The 17,359-nt window shown below is 30.2% G+C and carries 16 protein-coding genes; 3 read left to right on the top strand and 13 right to left on the bottom strand.

Features of this window, described 5'->3' with window-relative positions; translation table 11 throughout:
• Window positions 1–78: 78 nt before the first annotated feature.
• The 12 genes from K7H06_RS02770 to K7H06_RS02715 form a co-directional block, all read right to left on the bottom strand.
• Complete coding sequence (locus tag K7H06_RS02770; RefSeq protein WP_223038462.1) at window positions 79–549, bottom strand: hypothetical protein; 471 nt, start codon at window positions 547–549, stop codon at window positions 79–81.
• A gap of 159 nt (window positions 550–708) precedes the next feature.
• Complete coding sequence (locus K7H06_RS02765; RefSeq protein ID WP_246637614.1) at window positions 709–1,296, bottom strand: Rpn family recombination-promoting nuclease/putative transposase; 588 nt, start codon at window positions 1,294–1,296, stop codon at window positions 709–711.
• Between the two features lie 308 nt (window positions 1,297–1,604).
• Entirely contained in the window at window positions 1,605–2,936 is a 1,332-nt protein-coding gene (locus K7H06_RS02760) for an RNA-binding domain-containing protein (RefSeq protein WP_223038461.1), read from the bottom strand.
• A 130-nt stretch (window positions 2,937–3,066) separates the two neighbouring features.
• A complete protein-coding gene (locus K7H06_RS02755; protein WP_246637613.1) occupies window positions 3,067–3,909 on the bottom strand; it encodes an ATP-binding protein in 843 nt (280 codons plus the stop codon).
• Window positions 3,845–4,738, bottom strand: a complete 894-nt coding sequence (locus K7H06_RS02750) for a phage replisome organizer N-terminal domain-containing protein (RefSeq protein WP_223038460.1) — start codon at window positions 4,736–4,738, stop codon at window positions 3,845–3,847. The genes K7H06_RS02755 and K7H06_RS02750 overlap by 65 nt, the downstream gene beginning before the upstream one ends.
• Window positions 4,739–4,931: 193 nt before the next feature.
• Entirely contained in the window at window positions 4,932–5,873 is a 942-nt protein-coding gene (locus K7H06_RS02745) for an Rpn family recombination-promoting nuclease/putative transposase (RefSeq protein WP_223038459.1), read from the bottom strand.
• A 108-nt stretch (window positions 5,874–5,981) separates the two neighbouring features.
• Window positions 5,982–6,491: a CD3072 family TudS-related putative desulfidase gene (locus K7H06_RS02740; protein ID WP_223038458.1), complete on the bottom strand. Its 510-nt coding sequence runs from the start codon at window positions 6,489–6,491 to the stop codon at window positions 5,982–5,984.
• Window positions 6,484–7,044, bottom strand: a complete 561-nt coding sequence (locus K7H06_RS02735; RefSeq protein WP_223038457.1) for a CD3073 family putative ECF transporter S component — start codon at window positions 7,042–7,044, stop codon at window positions 6,484–6,486. The genes K7H06_RS02740 and K7H06_RS02735 overlap by 8 nt, the downstream gene beginning before the upstream one ends.
• Before the next feature lie 200 nt (window positions 7,045–7,244).
• Window positions 7,245–9,035 (bottom strand): methyl-accepting chemotaxis protein, encoded by a 1,791-nt coding sequence (locus K7H06_RS02730; RefSeq protein WP_223038456.1) that lies wholly within the window; start codon window positions 9,033–9,035, stop codon window positions 7,245–7,247.
• Window positions 9,036–9,173: 138 nt separating this feature from the next.
• Complete coding sequence (locus K7H06_RS02725; RefSeq protein ID WP_223038455.1) at window positions 9,174–9,992, bottom strand: alpha/beta fold hydrolase; 819 nt, start codon at window positions 9,990–9,992, stop codon at window positions 9,174–9,176.
• A gap of 236 nt (window positions 9,993–10,228) precedes the next feature.
• Window positions 10,229–10,960, bottom strand: a complete 732-nt coding sequence (locus tag K7H06_RS02720) for a tetratricopeptide repeat protein (RefSeq protein ID WP_223038454.1) — start codon at window positions 10,958–10,960, stop codon at window positions 10,229–10,231.
• 65 nt (window positions 10,961–11,025) lie between these two features.
• Entirely contained in the window at window positions 11,026–11,673 is a 648-nt protein-coding gene (locus K7H06_RS02715; RefSeq protein WP_223038453.1) for a hypothetical protein, read from the bottom strand.
• 286 nt (window positions 11,674–11,959) lie between these two features.
• Between K7H06_RS02715 and K7H06_RS02710 the strand changes: the two genes are divergently transcribed.
• From K7H06_RS02710 to K7H06_RS02700, 3 genes are all read left to right on the top strand, one after another.
• Window positions 11,960–12,529: a TetR/AcrR family transcriptional regulator gene (locus tag K7H06_RS02710; protein ID WP_223038452.1), complete on the top strand. Its 570-nt coding sequence runs from the start codon at window positions 11,960–11,962 to the stop codon at window positions 12,527–12,529.
• Between the two features lie 193 nt (window positions 12,530–12,722).
• Window positions 12,723–14,456, top strand: coding sequence for an ABC transporter ATP-binding protein (locus K7H06_RS02705; RefSeq protein ID WP_223038451.1), 1,734 nt, complete (start codon window positions 12,723–12,725; stop codon window positions 14,454–14,456).
• The gene (locus K7H06_RS02700; protein ID WP_223038450.1) at window positions 14,453–16,207 is read left to right on the top strand and encodes an ABC transporter ATP-binding protein; all 1,755 of its coding nucleotides are present in this window, start codon (window positions 14,453–14,455) and stop codon (window positions 16,205–16,207) included. Before K7H06_RS02705 ends, K7H06_RS02700 begins: the two co-directional genes overlap by 4 nt.
• Before the next feature lie 175 nt (window positions 16,208–16,382).
• Here K7H06_RS02700 and K7H06_RS02695 read toward each other — a convergent pair whose 3' ends face one another.
• Window positions 16,383–17,264, bottom strand: a complete 882-nt coding sequence (locus tag K7H06_RS02695; RefSeq protein ID WP_223038449.1) for an Rpn family recombination-promoting nuclease/putative transposase — start codon at window positions 17,262–17,264, stop codon at window positions 16,383–16,385.
• Window positions 17,265–17,359 lie beyond the last annotated feature (95 nt).

The raw sequence follows: 17,359 nt of genomic DNA, 5'->3' as shown, positions 1-17,359 counted from the left end.
TAAGACTTTTGCATCTTTAGAATAGTTATTGTAGATGTTTACTATTTTCTTTTTTAATTTCTTCTTGTTTTTAAAGTCCTATTTAGACTGAACATCTTTTACTATGACCCTATATGCTTTTATGAGATGCTCTGTATAGTCATATAAATTTTTTAGGTACTTTTCTTCTGATGGAGTAATCTTACCATCACACAATATATTTTGAATAACATCGTTGGCATCATAATACATCCAATCACATTCATAGTTTCCATCATAGCGTATTTTACCTATCTTTTGGGCATCACAATTTGATAGGTGAAAATTCCATACAATATTTTTATTGATAAATACCTTTTCTTTATTAAATTCATGTTCTTTTAAAACTAATATGTTTGATAATTCATCATTGAAATTTTCTAATTCTGTCCCAAAAGCTTCAAAATCATCATACATTCTATCCTTTAAACCTCGGTACCCATTGATAACCATACCTCCGTAATGCCTGATTGCTATATATATGATGATGTATATAAGTATATAAATGATTGTTTTATGTGATTTTTTCATTTTTATTTACCTCTTTGCTTCATAGATTGTTTTTAATTTTGTGGACTAATTGTATAAAATTCTATATTTATTGTTAATTTCCTCCATATTTCGTGGTTTTTGTGAAATAAAAAAAAGATATTTCCTTCCTTATGAAGTACTCTATCTTTTTAATATAGATTAATGAACCATTTTTTTCTTTATCTCTTCTACTTCTTCTACACTAAGTTCTGAAGCCTGTGCTACTTGTTCAATAACAAATCCCATTTTTAATAGATTTTGTGCTATTTTTATTGCTTTTTTATTTGCGCCTTCTTCTCTTGCTGTTTCAATCCTCGTCATTTGGTCATGAATTTCTGCTTCTCTTGCTTCATATGCCATTCGTGCTTTTTCATCTTTGCTAATCACTTGTAGCATATCATATGCTTTTTTGATGTCTTTATTTTTTTGAGATAGCATTTCCATCACCTCCCTAGATTTTGCATCTATAAATTCCATCCATTGGGTTATTGCTTCATTTTCGTCTCTCGCTATATTTATATTTTCAAGTTTCGGCAACTCTAGATAATGAATTTCAAATACTTCTGTCAATCTATAACCTGTTTCACCTTCTGTGATATGGTAGCTTGTATGAATTTTGTCTAGTGGGATACATTCAAAATCTACTATGTTTATAGTGATACATTTTTTTAGTTTGTCATAAGTATCCCCTGATTTTATTTGATTGGTATACATTTTTGACCAATAGTAAGTCGTTCTTTCTGCCATATATTTTGTTGCTAATACTTGGATCTCTATGTCAATTTCTTTTCCATCATATCATGTCTAGTTCATGATTCCAATCATTCTAAAAAAATATTTTTATGCGTTTTTTCACTTTGAACAAATTCTTTAATTATTAAGTAATGAATAAAATAAAAAAAAAGATATTTCCTTCTATTAAGAAGTACTCTATCTTTTTAATATGGATCATTAATAAATCAGTTTCAATATGAATCTTCTCTTTAATAAAATTCTCTGATTTGAGATAACCGAACGATGATTGAACGAAAACCGAACGATTTTTTTTTCGATCGCTACTTCCTTAAAATATATTTTGTCCCTTTTCCACTGCCCACTTTGATAATGATCCCTTTTTCTTGCAATGTATTGATTAAATAAATAGTCTGTGTCTTTTTTAATGAAAGAATGGTTTCTGCTTTTTTTCTGGTGATACTACCTTCTCTTAGTATATATTGAACAATTGATTTTTCATTGCCAATAAGTTCATCTATTAATGTTCTCCTTCTATTCACAATAGCTTCTTCTTTAAAGTTGTTATTTATATTTGGTAAAATTACTTTAATAGTATTTTCACTAATCTCAAAGCTTGGATTGACAGGGCTATCTTTATAGTATTCTTTAATCCTTCTAATTCCTGTTGCTAGCCTTTCAATTATGCCAATTCTTAGGAAAATATCGGATATTACTTTATTTCTAGGTATTGATATTTTTCCATTTAAATATTCTTCTTCTGAAATACCTACGGGCAAACCTCCTGGAGATACTATTTCGACCCTATTATCAAAAATCTCAACTTTTATATCCCCACGTCTTGAATAATCTCTATGAACAATTGCATTGGCAACTGCTTCACGATATGCTACTTTTGGAATATCCTCAGTGGTTTTTCTGTAAGCTTCTTCAATTATTTCGCGAGTATTGATATGCTTTGAATAAAAGTTCATACATTCATCAAACTGATCAATAATAGATCTACTAGATAAAACAGTTCGATCTTTAATATTTAAAACTGAATCTCCATCAAATCTAATAAGTGATACAGTTGCGTTCGAAAGCGGATTATTATCAGATAATAACGCCGCTGCATTTATATATTCATTTTTTATAATTAGTTGTAAAGACTTCAAAATATCATCTGATATTATACTTACATTTAATTTTTTTCTTAGTTTATTTCCTAGTATATGAAAGTGAAGCGCTTGCTCTTTATAAGGTAATGATTCATAGCTTAAATTTCTACCTCTTAAAACTAAATCCTCAAATCCAAATTTATCAACTGCTACAGTTGATGTATCTATTCTCTTATATGCTTTGTTATTGATTGTATAGGGTGTATTATCTCCTTTAAAAACTTTTACGATCACCATGTGCTTATCTTCTATTTTTCTAAGTTCTATTTCATAGTATGGTTTTGGAATAATATTGTCATTAATAGCATTTTCTATGCTTAATCTTACAGAATCAGAATGATCTACACCAATAATATTTCCAAAACCATCAATGCCAATAATAATATAACCATCATGATAATTGGCAAAAGCAGAAATAGTTTTTAATAGAGTCTTTGTATATTCTTTTTTATATTCTATATATTTTGTTTCACCTTGTGTAAATAATTCCCACATGAACGATCACTCCTTTTTAACACGGCAAAACCGAACGAATTTATTTCGTTCGGTTTCATTGTATCATTATTTTCTTATATAATCAAAGGTTTTTGGCAAATTCTATCTTTTTAACTCTTTACATAATCATTCATAGCAAGCTCTTTAAAATCTGGGTTTTTTCTTTTCCTACAGCTACTCTTTTGGATGTTCCTTTAATTTCTACTGGCGGTGCTAGTTCTATGAGTCGGTCATAGGTTCGATCTACACAATCATTTCCTCTTAGTTTTTCTTTGAGCTGCTTTAGATTTAAGTTGGTAGTGATAATGACAGGTTTTTTGTCTCTATATCTTGCATCTAGGATGGAGTAGATGATTTGTTTTTCTTTTCCTAGTTTGGAAGTATACTCAGCCCCTAGATCATCTAATATCAATAGACTTGCATTCTTTAGTGAATGGATGATTGCTACTTCTCCACTTTGCCCATATCTTTTGTAGCTATCATAAATGCGGTTGATGATTCCTATAGTAGAGATGGCAATCACAGGTACATAGCTTTGAAGAAGTCTATTGGCAATGCAAAAGCTTAGATAACTTTTGCCTGTTCCTGGAGGACCCCAGAAGGTAAATCCCATGTTTTTCTTTTTCATTTCCTGCCATCGATTGCAGTATTTTTCTCCCATTTTGTACATTTTTTCATTTTCTTTATCAGATTTCCAATTTTCAAAGGTGCAGTTTTTAAAGTTTTCATCCATTAAGCTGTGTTCTCGTAACCTTTGTAGCTTATAGAGCTTTTCTTTGTTTTCATCTAAGATTCTTTGCCTTTCGTATTCTTCTTTTTCACATTTGCATAAAACAGGTACTTTTTTCATATTTCCTAGGATATTGATGATCATGCTTTTTTTTCCTTTGCATTTTGGACAATAATCATCAGAGTTCAATGCCAATTCCTGCGTATGGATCATTTTGCTCATGGTTGTTTTGATCTTTTGCATTTTCATCCCTCCATCCTGGTTTTGAATCGTATTTTCCTTCTAAGACTTTGACCATGTTTTCATCATTTTTTATAAGCCAGTCAAAATCCACCTTCCACTTTCTGTTATTACTTCCATTACAAAATTCACTTTCATTGACTTTTTTAAATATTTCTTTGAAGGTCTCTAGGTTATAATCAAATTGTTTCCACCTTGCTTGCAGGTGCTTTTTTCTATTTTGAGATAAAGATCGTACTTTTGCTAGGTGGATGCAGTTTTCGTTAAAAAGTTTTTTGATTTTTTCATAAGGGACTGGTGGTGCTCCCTTTTCTTTCTCTATCTCTAAATCTTTCTCTAAATCTATCTCTATTTCTGGTGGACGTTCGTCCAAAAAAGTCCCATCTTTGTCCTTCTCTGTCTCAAAATGGTTGGGACATTTGTCCATGATTTGTCCTGTTAGTCGTTTATTTTTTTCTTGTGCAATCTTTTTTCTATATCGTTTTTTCCTCTCAGCCTCTGTACTAGATTTTCCTATAAAGTCTTGAATAGCTAGCATGAATATGGTTCCATCATCTAATACTTCTATGAGTTTTAACTGCTTAAATATTCTTAGTGCTACTCTTACGGTGTCAATGTCCATCCGTGTAACAGCTGCAATCATTTCTTCGTTGTATGGGATAAATTCGTTAAACTTTAGTTCTCCTTCATATTTTAAGGACTGTAAATAAAGCTTTAAGAGCAAATTGCTATATTTGTAGCCATTCTCCATGGATTCTAATACTTTGATTTCTTTACTATCGAAAAAGTTTTCTTTTAGTTTTAAGTAATAATATTTTTTATGATCTGCCATGTTAATCCCTCCTGCTAAAAATTTCTTATTTCATCCTATGGCATAAGTTCATACCACTTAGGGATGATATAGTTCTTCTATTTATAGATGGATATTTTTTTAATAGTTTAGTATTTAATTGGGGATTAATTTTGTGAAATAAAAAAAAAGATATTTCCTTCTTTAGAAGTACTCTATCTTTTTAATATGGATATTAATGAATCATTTTCTTTTTGATCTCTTCTACTTCCTCTACACTAAGTTCTGAAGCCTTTGCTACTTGTTCAATATCTAACCCCATTTTTAATAGGTTTTGTGCTATTTTTATTGCTTTTTTCTTTTCGCCTTCTTCTCTTCCTTTTTGTGTGTAGTGTATTTTTCTTATCTCATCAATACTCATATCAAATACACCTCCCATTGCTTTTTTATATAATTCATATTTACTCTCTAATATTGGGTCCTGAAGTAAAAATAGATATTCTAAAAAATCTACTAAAGCCTTAATCTGCTCGTTATTTTTTACTTTGTCATAACCTCTTAATTCTTCCGCTAATTCTATTTTCGTCTTGTATATTTCTTCGTCTGTAACACCTATTTCTAATAGTCTTTTTGCCATTTTAAAAACTAATTTTAATGGATTGTCTTCACTTATATTTTCAAACTTGATTTTTTCTACATCTATGGTTTTAAAATTGTATACTAATATTTCTTTTTTCATCTCTGGCAGTTTATATACATATTTTTTATCTTTCCCTCGATTTCCTTTATAGGTATATATGGCTGCTGCTACTATTTCTGAATAATCTTCATATTTATATCTAAATTTATCCCATATCCTATAGAAGTATCTAAACATTCTTTCTCCAAAAACTTCATGTCCACTACTATAGCTTTGTACTTCCACATGGATAAACAATATTTTGCTTTCTTGATTTTTTAGCCTTACTTTTATAATTTTATCTGATATAATTGTTTCACTACTATCCTTATCAAATATTTCTCTTTGTATTTCTTGTAATTCTTTATCTAATGATTCAGTTCCTAATTCCCATGCAATTTTTTCAAATATTTCTGGAAATAATAATTCTACCATTTCTATTTCAAAAGCTTCTAATATAGATTTCCATGCTATATCAAAGTCATGCTTCTTTGTCAAAACATTTCACGTCCTTTATGAATCATTTGCTTTATCTTTATTATATCAAAAATAATATTTGAATTGTAAAAAAAAGATATTTCCTCCCCCTTAAGAAGTACTCTATCTTTATTTACTAGGTTCCTTGTTGGTCATACTCAAGAAATCATGGAATTCACTGAGTATATCTTGGTTTTCACCATCTTCATTATAATTAGTAGGTATTTCAAAAAAACGGAGCTTGATCTTTTCATCATGTAGAAGTTTTAATAATTCCTCCATTAGAATACCCATCTCTCCACTCATACTACAAGTTGGACTACAGTTAATCCCTACTATACCAACGATTTCATATTGTTTATTTATGTACTCTTTTATTACTTTTATACTAGAGAGTGCAATCTCTTTGCATATTTTCCTATATGTATATGAATCATAGGCTTTTTTGCTCATAGGTTTTCGATCTAATCCTAAAAATAAATACTCTGGACAAGGTAATTGATGTATGCCAATATCTAAATCCAATATATTTTTTACAATACGATTATATGCTCCTTTTGCTCTTGCTAGCGGTTTTACTACTGTATTTTGATTCAATATACAGTGTGAAAGAATAATAACTTTTTGTAATCTATGCATTGATACGTTTTCCTTTAATCATTCTATTTGGAATACGATTGATTAATAATGCAACAAGGAAACAACTAACAAGCTTATCTAAAATATTTCCTGTAATTCTAGGAATAAATGCTGCTGTAAAAATTGTTTTTCCTGATTGTACTAACCAAGTAAAAATAATGTCATTTCCATCACCTGTTATTCCTCCATAGATCCATACTGCAATAGGCGTACCAATAAGAGGGGCTATCACTGCTAAAATTACTCCTGTAATTATTGCTGTTTTAAAATCAAACTTATATTTTTTTGCAATAAAACCTACAATTACTCCAATAGCAATATTTACTAATGCAAAGGGAATATTTTTAGGATTTGTTAAAACCCCTTGTATTATATTTGTTAAACCTCCTGTCACGGCTCCATACCACGGTCCTAGAATCACTGATGTAAAAATTGTACCTATTGTATCTAAATATAACAATGGTAAATGTAACATTTTTACAGCTGTTCCAAATACAATATTAATAACAATCCCCATTGCTGCAAATGTTAATGTACTTCCCTTTGAACCCATTAAAAAGCCTCCCTCATCACATTATTTTACACCTATTATATTTTATAAATTTGTAAAAGTATAATTGAAATAATCTATACAATATATGGTAACTATAGATTTTTTTATGGTTGTTATAAAATAAAAAAGATATTTCCTTCCTTAAGAAGTACTCTATCTTTTTAACTAAACAACTAAACTGTCCATCACCCATATTTTGTTTAAAGCTTAAATTTGCCAACCTCTTTTTTCAGTATTTCGCCAGAATTTTTTAATTCATTTGCCATTACTGATACTTTATTAATACTCGTTACTTGTTGTTGTGCACTTGAACTTACTTCTTCTGTAGAAGCTGCTGCTTCTTGTGTAATCTCTGATATGGTTTCTATAGATTGTACCACTCTTGCTTTCTCATCATTCATTTTTTGTATGCTAGTAAATAAACTATTCACCTTTTCAGTAGTTTGTTCTACTGCATTGTTAATATGCTGAAAAGATTCATAAGCATGATCAGATACTTGTGTTGTTTCATTCATTATGATTTGTGCTTTTTTTACATTCTCTTTCGTCATCTCTACGCCTAATTGCATCTTTTCTATAATTTCTCTTACATCATTCGTTGACGCATCTGTTTGTTCTGCAAGTTTTCTTATTTCATCAGCAACTACAGCAAATCCTTTCCCTGCTTCTCCAGCTCTTGCTGCTTCTATACTTGCATTTAATGCTAATAAATTTGTTTGATTGGCAATCCCTGTGATTGCATTAATAATCTCATCAATTAACAATGATTGATTGGATAAGTCAGAAACGTTTTTTGCAATATCTTCAGTAATTTGTACATTATCTTCAAATTTAAATTTTAAATTTTCAAGAACACCAATGCCCTTTTTACTAGCTTCTCCTGCATAATCAATATATTTTTTTACTAAATTTGAATTTTCCCCTGTATGATTCATCTCATGATCTAATGTCAATAATTTTGAAACAGCTTCTTTTGATTCTAATGCTTGATTAGATGTTCCTTGGGCTAATTCTTCTACAGATGCAGCAACAAAATCTATTGCACTTAAAGTTTCATTAGATAAAGTAGATAGTTCTTCTGAATAAGATTTATTCTTCTCTGCTTGATTAGAAATTTCTTTAATAAATTTTTCAAAGGTGCTTTTCATAATATATACATCTCTACTGATATTTCCTAACTCATCAGAAGTAATCCTTACAAGATCTACATTTAAATCTTTTTCTGCAATACTATTAATGACAATTTCTATTTGTCGTATATTCTTTTTCATATTTGTTATGAATATATACGCATATACAACAATCACATAGGCTAATAAAATAAAGGTACTTATAAAATAAATTTCATATTTATTTTGATCAAGTATCCCTATATGAAAACTATAGCCTAAATAAGTATAACAATATGTTGCTAACAGTAGCATAGATAAAATAACAGATAATATTTTTTTATCTAATCCAAATTGAATATATTTTGATTCTTCTATTTCAATATTATAAAGTTTTTTTTCTAAAAATATATCATATAAAAGTTTTTCTGAATTAAGATAATTGCACATAAATCCTATAATAGCTAAACAAAAGCCTATGATCAAAGAAATAAAATATTGTTTTCCAGAAATATCAACAAATAAATTTGTACAAAAGAAAATACTTGGTACTCCTAATAACCATCTAAAAAACATAACGATTCCTTCTCTTAAAGGAAACCTTAATAAAGCTTCTTTTATTTGACAAAGTTTCGTATGTTCCTGTTCTCCATCTTCATATAGTACTTTTAAATAATCATATAATAATTTCTTTCTAAATATTAATCCTACAGCAATATTTACAGCAACGGCAATCATTAATCCTAAAACACCTTGTGAAAACCTATCTCCAAAAAAATCCCCAATCAAAAAAGTTCCAATAACAGCTATAGGGATAATTACTGCATAAGTAACTAATTCTAATACTAATGTTAACTTCCAATACAATTGCTTAGCGCTCATATAAACCTCCCTACTTGATCTTAGGTCTTGTTTCTTTTATGATAATATTCACCAAAACTATACAGCCATTATAACTGTATAATTTTGGCGAATACATGCTTGACTTTTATGACTATTTTAAAATTTTTATCCTACCCTTTATAAAGCATTCACAAACTCTATAAAATCTTTATTAAAAGTTTCAGCTTCTTCCATGAATAAGATATGTCCACATTTGGAATAATTTATTACTTTCCCTTTTGGCATCTCTTTTTTCATATATTCAACTGTTTCTAGCGTACAAAATGCACTTTCTTCTCCTCTAGCAATTAAACAAGGTACCGTAATTTTTGATAATTCTGGTCTATAATCTTGATTAGACATAGATACCCAACAATCTACTACTACATGAGGTGTATTCTTTTTCACTTGTTCAAATGCCCAATCCATATCTTCTTTTATTCTGCATCCTGAAGTTGCAAATAATGATGGTACAAAACTTTCAATTAATTTTGGCCAATTTCCAGCTGCACTGGCAATATGATTTAAATTATCTTGATGATTGAATTCACCAAACAAACCCATCTTCCACTCTGAATCTGCAATGACTTTTGGTGTCATATCGATAAAGCAAATTTTTTTCAACTGCTCACAACCAAATTGTCTTACATATTCTAAAATAATCGTCGTACCCATAGACCATCCTGCAACAACTACCTCTTTTAATGCTAAATAATCTATTAAATTTCTTAAATCCTTTGCTAATCTAGCCATAGTCAACCCATTTTCAGGACGCTCTGAAACCCCATGTCCTCTTAAATCATACGTAATCACTTTATAATCCTTAGATAATTGCTTTACTTGTTTTTTAAAAAATTCATGATTACAAGTCCAACCATGGATAAAAATAATTGGTTGTCCTTCCCCTTCAATCTCGTAATAGATTTTCATATTATCATCTGTTAAAAAATAAGCCATATGACCACTCCCCTTTAGATTATGTTTTAAGATAATTACACCCCTTCATGAATTATCTATACTATTGTTGCATTACCATTTTATTATACAATTACCAATATTTCAATATTTTTACTATTAGTTCCATAATTAATGGGTCCATTTTACCATTTTTAGTTATAGAAAAAATCAGACCTGAATAAATAAATTATTCAAACCTGACCCTTTTAATCCAATCCCTCTTTATTTTTTCATATTTATTGTAGATGTTTTTGTGCTTGTATTGCTATCCCCAAGTGATTTCCATTCTCTGCTACTTCTTTATATTTCTTTTGTGCAGCTATGAGATTTCCATTTTTTTCATCTATTTGTGCTAGCCTGTACAATATACTCAACTTTCTGCGTTTGCTTATTTTCTCTTTTAATAATTGTTGAAACTGTTCCTTACTTTCTTCGTATTTATTCAAAAAGAAAAATCTTTCTGCAATAAGTAATTTCATTGCTATTCTCATTCTTTGATTTACAGGTGGTAATAGGGGAACTTGTGTTTCATATAGTTCCTCTGCATCATCTACTTCCCCGAGCTCATACAAACAAGATATTAAATTGATTGTATATACAAGGAGTGTTCCATTTTTTACGGATAAATAAGATTTTGGGGTAGACAGCAAAATTTCCTTTGCCTTTTGGAATTCTCCCATTAAAATAAGTCCTGCTGCCTGATCAATAGTTAAATATGCTTTTATTTTAGGATTCTTCCCTGTAATCTCCATTTGTTTTTTTGTAGCTTCTATAAAAGCCTTTGGATCGCAATTTTCTTCAAGTATATTCAACCTCTTTTTACTGCGTATAAATGCAATAATTATATACCCCACTACTACCGTAATAAAAGTAATTCCGCCTGCTAAAACAGTATTTTTTGTACATATGGATAGGGTAATCATTATTAGTAAAGTAACAATAATAAAACTGATACGATTTACGAGCATGACATAGTCTCCTTATCTTAGTATAATTTACTATTTTCAATCCTCACAAAGGGAATGACTATCTATCATTTTCGATAAAAGTAGTTGATTTCCTCCATTTTTTGTTGTTTTTGTGAAATAAAAGATTTTTCTACCACACCTTTTAACTTCTCAAACTCCTCTTGAAGCTTTGCAATATCTCCTTTTGTGGCTGGCCTTTTATATTCAGCATAAAAGTCCTTTGATGGGTAGGATTGCTCATCCTTTGAATTTAAAGATATGACCCCTGAGATTAGTTTGGCTTTGTTTATTTGATCTTGTACGGTTTTCATTCTAGCCAATGTAATAACCTCTATATTGTTTTTTAGTTTTATGATGATATTTTTCTCTTTTTCTGTTACTTTTTCAATATCATAAAGATTTATGTACCCTTTAGCCCCATCCTTTTTAAATTTGGGTTTTCTCATTTTTAGTGGTATTAGCAGTAGTTTTTTATTTAGAAGAATCGGTATATTAAAACGTTGATGCAACATTTCTCCATATTTTGATCTACAAGATTTCAGATGGATTGTATAATACTTAGCAATCCTCTTTAATACAGTCTTTGTAGTTCTCTGATCTATAAAAATTTCTCCATCTCTTGTAATGATTTTTGTCACATTTCCTACATTCTTTTGATAGGTAGGGCTTAATACACATATGCCCATTTTTATAAGTTCTTCAATCTTTTTCATAAAATCACCCCTCAAATTTTATAAGAACATGTGTTCTATTTCATTGTACAACTTGTCCTTCTAAATGTCCATAACTACTTCTGTCATATATTGTAGAAAAGGTCAGATTTGAATAAATCTCCTGATCCTATCAAAATATCCTGCAAAAGCATATACTATCTAACAATACTAAATAATGTCTAAATTATTTTATTGTACTTTAAAAAAGCTATTGACTCTTAAAATAAAATAGCATATAGTTAAACATGAATCATCGTTCAGTATTAAGTTGAAGAGGAGAATTAACGTGACGCAAATATTAAAGAAAGAAATTTATGATCGTATTTTTGATGCGGGACTTAACATTTTTTATGAAAAAGATTTTAGAAGTACAAAAATGAAAGAAATCGCAGATAAAGCAGGTATATCTGTTGGTCTTGTATATTCTTATTTTAAAAATAAAGAAAAACTTTTTGATGCAATCGTTTCGCCTGTATATATGAGTTTTGAAAAAATGTTAAAAGAAGAAGAACTTTCTATGGGTCTCCCCTCTGAGAAATATGAAAATATATCTAAAGACTATATTTTAGAATTAATAGAAAACCATAAAATTTTAGTTATATTAATGGATAAAAGCAAAGGAACCAAGCATGAAAATGCCAAAGACTCCCTCATCAAAATGTTAGAAAACCATATCCGCGTTGGTTTATCTCAATTTTCTACTAATCACTATGATGATATGCTTATTCATATTCTTGCAAGCAATTTTACTGAAAGTATTTTAGAGATTGCAAGACATTATAAAAACAAAAATTTTGCCAGAGAGATGCTGACTCTCGTAACTAAATGTTATTATAATGGGGTGGATTCTCTATGATCTATACATAGTATTTTTTTACTTTAAAAATGAACTAATATTCAATTTTGATTTATACTCATTATTTTAATCATTTTTTCTTTTATGAAAAAGATTATTTTTTTAAACTAAAATTGAATCATAATTCAGTTTTGTAAGTATTAATACGATCCATCAATTTAAAGAATTATAAAAATGATAGGAGGTCTAAACAGTGAATCAAAAATCACTTGTAAAAGAAGTAAAAAGCAAAAATCGAATATCCAATATCATGATTGCCTTTAAGGTTGTGTTGGATTTATTCCCTCAGGTTCTCATGATCCATATGGTGAGCAAGGTATTTGAAGGGGCATTAACAAGAAATATGATATGGGTGGATTGTGGCTTAATGCTTGTATCTTTTTTCCTAAAAGCAGTTTGCGCTTATGTTTCCACATGGAAAGCTCACGATGCAGCTTATAACTGCCTTATGGATTTACGTTTACAATTAATCAGTCATCTAAAAAAACTCTCTTTAGGATTTTTTCAAGAACGAAAGATCGGAGATTTAACAAATATCATCCAACATGATGTGGAACAGGTTGAGATTTATCTTGCACATGGTTTGCCAGAAATCATGTCTGCAACGTTACTCCCAGTGATTATATTTTTGGTTATGTTACTACTTGATTGGCGATTGGCACTAGTTATGATTTCTACCCTACCCCTTATGCAGCTAACAAAAAAACTGTCTACTCCTATATGGGAAAAAATGTTTGAAATATTTGCTAACAGTACAAAAAACATGCAAGACCATCTAATGGAATATATCACAAATATCTCTGTTATCAAGGCCTTTGGAAAAGAAGAAACAAAAACAGATAAGACTATAAAATCTTCAAAGGATTATGTGTACTGGATGAAAAAATCAATGGGTGGCATTTCTATTCCAATGGGGCTGATTGATATATTCATGGAAGGTGGTGTTGTCCTGGTCATCATCCTTGGAACCTATTTCTTATCCATGGGAGAAATATCTGTTCCTAAATTTATACTTGCCCTCATATTAGGTATGGCATTTACATCTTCTATTGCTAAAACAGCTACTTTTCAGCACTACAACGTTGTCTTCAATCAATCTATGAAAGGTATCGGTTCTGTATTAAATGTTCCTACCCCTCAAAGAATAGAACAAAAAAACTCTATAACAGATGGGACTATTCAAATTCATGATTTAGATTTTTCCTATCCTGGAAAAGGAAAGTCTTTGAAAAATATTAATCTAACCTTTAGAAAGGGTAGTAAAAATGCTTTAGTTGGCGCTTCTGGCTGCGGAAAAAGTACTCTAGCAAATCTGTTGATGGGATTTTGGGAACCAGAAAACGGAACGATTTCCATTAATGGTGTAGATACAAAAGACATGTCAGAGAAACAATTAAATGCCCTAACGGCTATGGTTCAGCAGGAAGTATTCCTTTTTAACATGAGTATAGAGGAAAATATTCGCATTGGAAAACCAGATGCTACTATGGACGAGATTGTAGAGGCTGCTAAAAAAGCACGTATCCATGATTTTATTATGTCATTGCCAGATCAATACGATTCCACTGCTGGCGAAGCTGGTGTGAAGTTTTCTGGTGGAGAAAAACAGCGTATCTCCATTGCACGAATGATTTTAAAAGATGCACCCATCATCATTTTAGATGAAGCAACAGCAGCAGTAGATGCTGAAAATGAGTCCTATATTCAATCTGCTATTGAAGATTTAAGTAAAGATAAAACAGTGATTATGATTGCTCACCACTTAAACACAATTAAAGATGTAGATCAGATTGTTGTGATGGATCATGGAAAGATTATTCATAAGGGTAACCATGATGAACTCATGAGAAGTTGTGAATTATATGAAAAAATGGTTTATAACCAAAACAAGGTAGACCATTGGAATATCAAGGAGGGATCAAATTGATTTTAGAAATTTTAAATACACTAACTTCTAAAGGGAAACGTTCATTAGCCATTAGTATTTTCGGTTTTGTTATTTATGCACTTACTGGTATTGCTATGATGCTATTAACATTGCATATATTGGAATTACTGTTTTTAGATAATCATACAGATTTGCCTAAGTATTGGATTATACTTGGTATTTGCTTACTTGTAAAGGGCGGTTCGAATATCTTAGCAGATATACAAAAACATTTTGCTGGCTTTGATATTGTTTATAAAATTAGAGAAAAAATAGTCTATCGCTTAAAATCTTTTTCTCTTGGATTTTATACCAACGAACGTTTAGGAGAAATAAGCACCATTATTCATAAAGATGTAGACAATATGGAAAGTGTAGTTGGACATATGTGGACGAGAATGAGCGCAGATTTTATTGTATCTATACTCCTACTTGTCTATTTATTCAGTATTGACTGGAGAATGGGACTTTTGATGATTTCCCTCCTTCCAATGGCACTGTTTTTATTAGTATTGGGTTTAAAAAAAGCAAGCCATCTTGAAGAAGAAAATGGAAATCTTCTTGCGGATATGGTCAGTCTATTTGTTGAATATGTGAAAGGAATCCCATTGTTAAAGGCTTTTTCCGAAAGCAAAAAATTTGATCATAAGCTAACAGCATCCACTTCATGCTTTGGTGAAAGCAGCAAACAGGCTGCAAAATACAGAGCAAAAGTATTGTCTCGATATGGTTTTTTTATAGATCTATCTTTTTGGTTGATGGCAACTGTGGGAATTGTTCTTGTCTTCAATAAAACCTTAGAACCTATGATTTATTTGATCTATATCGTCATCAGTAAAGAGTTCTATAAACCCTTTGTTGCTATGGAAATGCACTGGATGAATTATTTAAAAGTGACAGATAGTTATTCCAGAATCAAAAAAGTTATTGATGCTCCCATTGTGGAAGAACCTCAGCAACCAAAGAAACCAAAGGGTTCAGATATTATATTTGACAAAGTAGACTTCTTCTATGAAGAAGGTGAATTTTCCATGAAAAATATTTCTTTTACTACACCAAAGCATACTTTGACTGCCCTTGTTGGGGAATCAGGATCAGGAAAAACAACTGTAACAAACTTACTTCTTCGTTTCTGGGATGTGAAAAAAGGTTCTATCCGTATTGGAAACGTAGATATTCGAGATATGAATTATGATAGCTTGCTGGATTCAATTAGTATTGTAATGCAGAATGTACAACTATTTGCAGATACCATAGAAGGAAATATTCGTATTGGAAAAGCAAGTGCCACAAAGGAAGAGCTCATAGAAGCTGCAAAAAAAGCACGTATCCATGATTTTATTATGACCTTGCCAAAGGGATACGAAACAATTATAGGTGAGAATGGTGTGGGCTTATCTGGTGGACAAAAACAACGTATTTCCATAGCCAGAGCCTTTCTAAAGGATGCTCCTATTTTGATACTAGATGAAGTAACTAGTAATGTAGACCCTGTCAATGAAGCTTTGATACAAGAAGCCATTTCAGAGCTAACAAAAAATAGAACAGTCCTTGTCATTGCACATCATTTAAGCACAATACGTTCTGCTGATCAAATACTTGTATTTAGGAATGGTAATATTGTAGAATCTGGTACCCATACAGAATTGCTTACAAATACCAATGGTTATTACAATATGCTATGGAATAAGAAAACACAAAGAAATTTTATTGAAAAGCAAAAAGACATAACAGAAATTGCCTATCAATAGGATTGAGAGATTAGTTATGGGGGGCTGTATTTCAAGCCCCCAAAACTTATTGATACCTATCACCAACTTATTACCTTTGTGGTGTCCTATTTATTTGTAGCTTTTAATCTTTTTAATTCTTTATCAATAATTTTAAGAAAATAATCTATTCAAACATTTACTCTATCCATCTAAATTAGTGAATCATTTTCTTCTTAATTTTTTCTACTTCTTCCACAGTAAGTTCTGAAGCCTGTGCTACTTGTTCAATAAACAATCCCATTTTTAATAGATTTTGTGCTATTTTTATTGCTTTTTTCTTTTCACCTTTTTCTATTCCTTCTTCTCTAGCTGTTTTAATCCTTGTCATTTGGTCATGAATTTCTGCTTCTCTTGCTTCATAAGCCATTCTTGCTTTTTCATCTTTACTAATAACTTGTAGCATATCATAGGCTTTTTTAATATCTTTATTTTTTTGAGATAGCATTTCCATCACCTCCCTAGATTTTGCATCTATAAATTCCATCCATTGGGTTATTGCTTCATTTTCATCTTTTTTTATGTTGATATTTTTAAGCTTAGCTAATTCTAAATAATGGATCTCAAGTACTTCTGTTAATCTATAGCCTGTTTCATCTTCTGTGATGTGATAGCTTGTGTGGATTTTATCTAGTGGGATGCATTCAAAGTCTACTATGTTTATGGTTATACATTTTTTTAGTTTGTCGTATGTATCCCCAGATTTTATTTGGTTAGTATACATCTTTGACCAATAATAAGCTGTTCTTTCTGCCATATATTTTGTTGATAGTACTTGGATTTCTATATCAATTTCTTTGCCATCTTTTGTTTTTGCTCTTACATCTAATATACCTTTTTTATCTTCTGCAAATTCACGTTGTAATTCATTATTGATGATTGTTAAATCTTCAAATTCATCCTTTGGTACTTTTAGTATTGCAATTAATAATGCTTTTAGTAAGTCTATATTTTTAGGATCACCAAATAATAGCTTAAAGGCAAAATCTACTTTTGGTGACATGATGAAAGGATCTTCTATTACTCTTTTCTTATGCATTATATCACTTCCTATTGCATTATTATTGTAACTATTCTTAATTTTATTTTATCAAAAATAATAGCTTTGTACTAGGAATTATAGTATGAAATAAA

Source organism: Crassaminicella profunda, assembly GCF_019884785.1.
Classification (GTDB): domain Bacteria; phylum Bacillota; class Clostridia; order Peptostreptococcales; family Thermotaleaceae; genus Crassaminicella; species Crassaminicella profunda.
Note: the sequence above shows the minus strand (reverse complement) of the source record. Positions and strands in the feature narration are given on the sequence as shown.

Bases quoted from the DNA above. Each gene is read 5' to 3' on its own strand.
- K7H06_RS02770 (WP_223038462.1), bottom strand. From the start codon at position 549: ATGAAAAAATCACATAAAACAATCATTTATATACTTATATACATCATC.
- K7H06_RS02765 (WP_246637614.1), bottom strand. From the start codon at position 1,296: ATGGCAGAAAGAACGACTTACTATTGGTCAAAAATGTATACCAATCAA.
- K7H06_RS02760 (WP_223038461.1), bottom strand. From the start codon at position 2,936: ATGTGGGAATTATTTACACAAGGTGAAACAAAATATATAGAATATAAA.
- K7H06_RS02755 (WP_246637613.1), bottom strand. From the start codon at position 3,909: ATGCAAAAGATCAAAACAACCATGAGCAAAATGATCCATACGCAGGAA.
- K7H06_RS02750 (WP_223038460.1), bottom strand. From the start codon at position 4,738: ATGGCAGATCATAAAAAATATTATTACTTAAAACTAAAAGAAAACTTT.
- K7H06_RS02740 (WP_223038458.1), bottom strand. From the start codon at position 6,491: ATGCATAGATTACAAAAAGTTATTATTCTTTCACACTGTATATTGAAT.
- K7H06_RS02735 (WP_223038457.1), bottom strand. From the start codon at position 7,044: ATGGGTTCAAAGGGAAGTACATTAACATTTGCAGCAATGGGGATTGTT.
- K7H06_RS02730 (WP_223038456.1), bottom strand. From the start codon at position 9,035: ATGAGCGCTAAGCAATTGTATTGGAAGTTAACATTAGTATTAGAATTA.
- K7H06_RS02725 (WP_223038455.1), bottom strand. From the start codon at position 9,992: ATGGCTTATTTTTTAACAGATGATAATATGAAAATCTATTACGAGATT.
- K7H06_RS02720 (WP_223038454.1), bottom strand. From the start codon at position 10,960: ATGCTCGTAAATCGTATCAGTTTTATTATTGTTACTTTACTAATAATG.
- K7H06_RS02715 (WP_223038453.1), bottom strand. From the start codon at position 11,673: ATGAAAAAGATTGAAGAACTTATAAAAATGGGCATATGTGTATTAAGC.
- K7H06_RS02695 (WP_223038449.1), bottom strand. From the start codon at position 17,264: ATGCATAAGAAAAGAGTAATAGAAGATCCTTTCATCATGTCACCAAAA.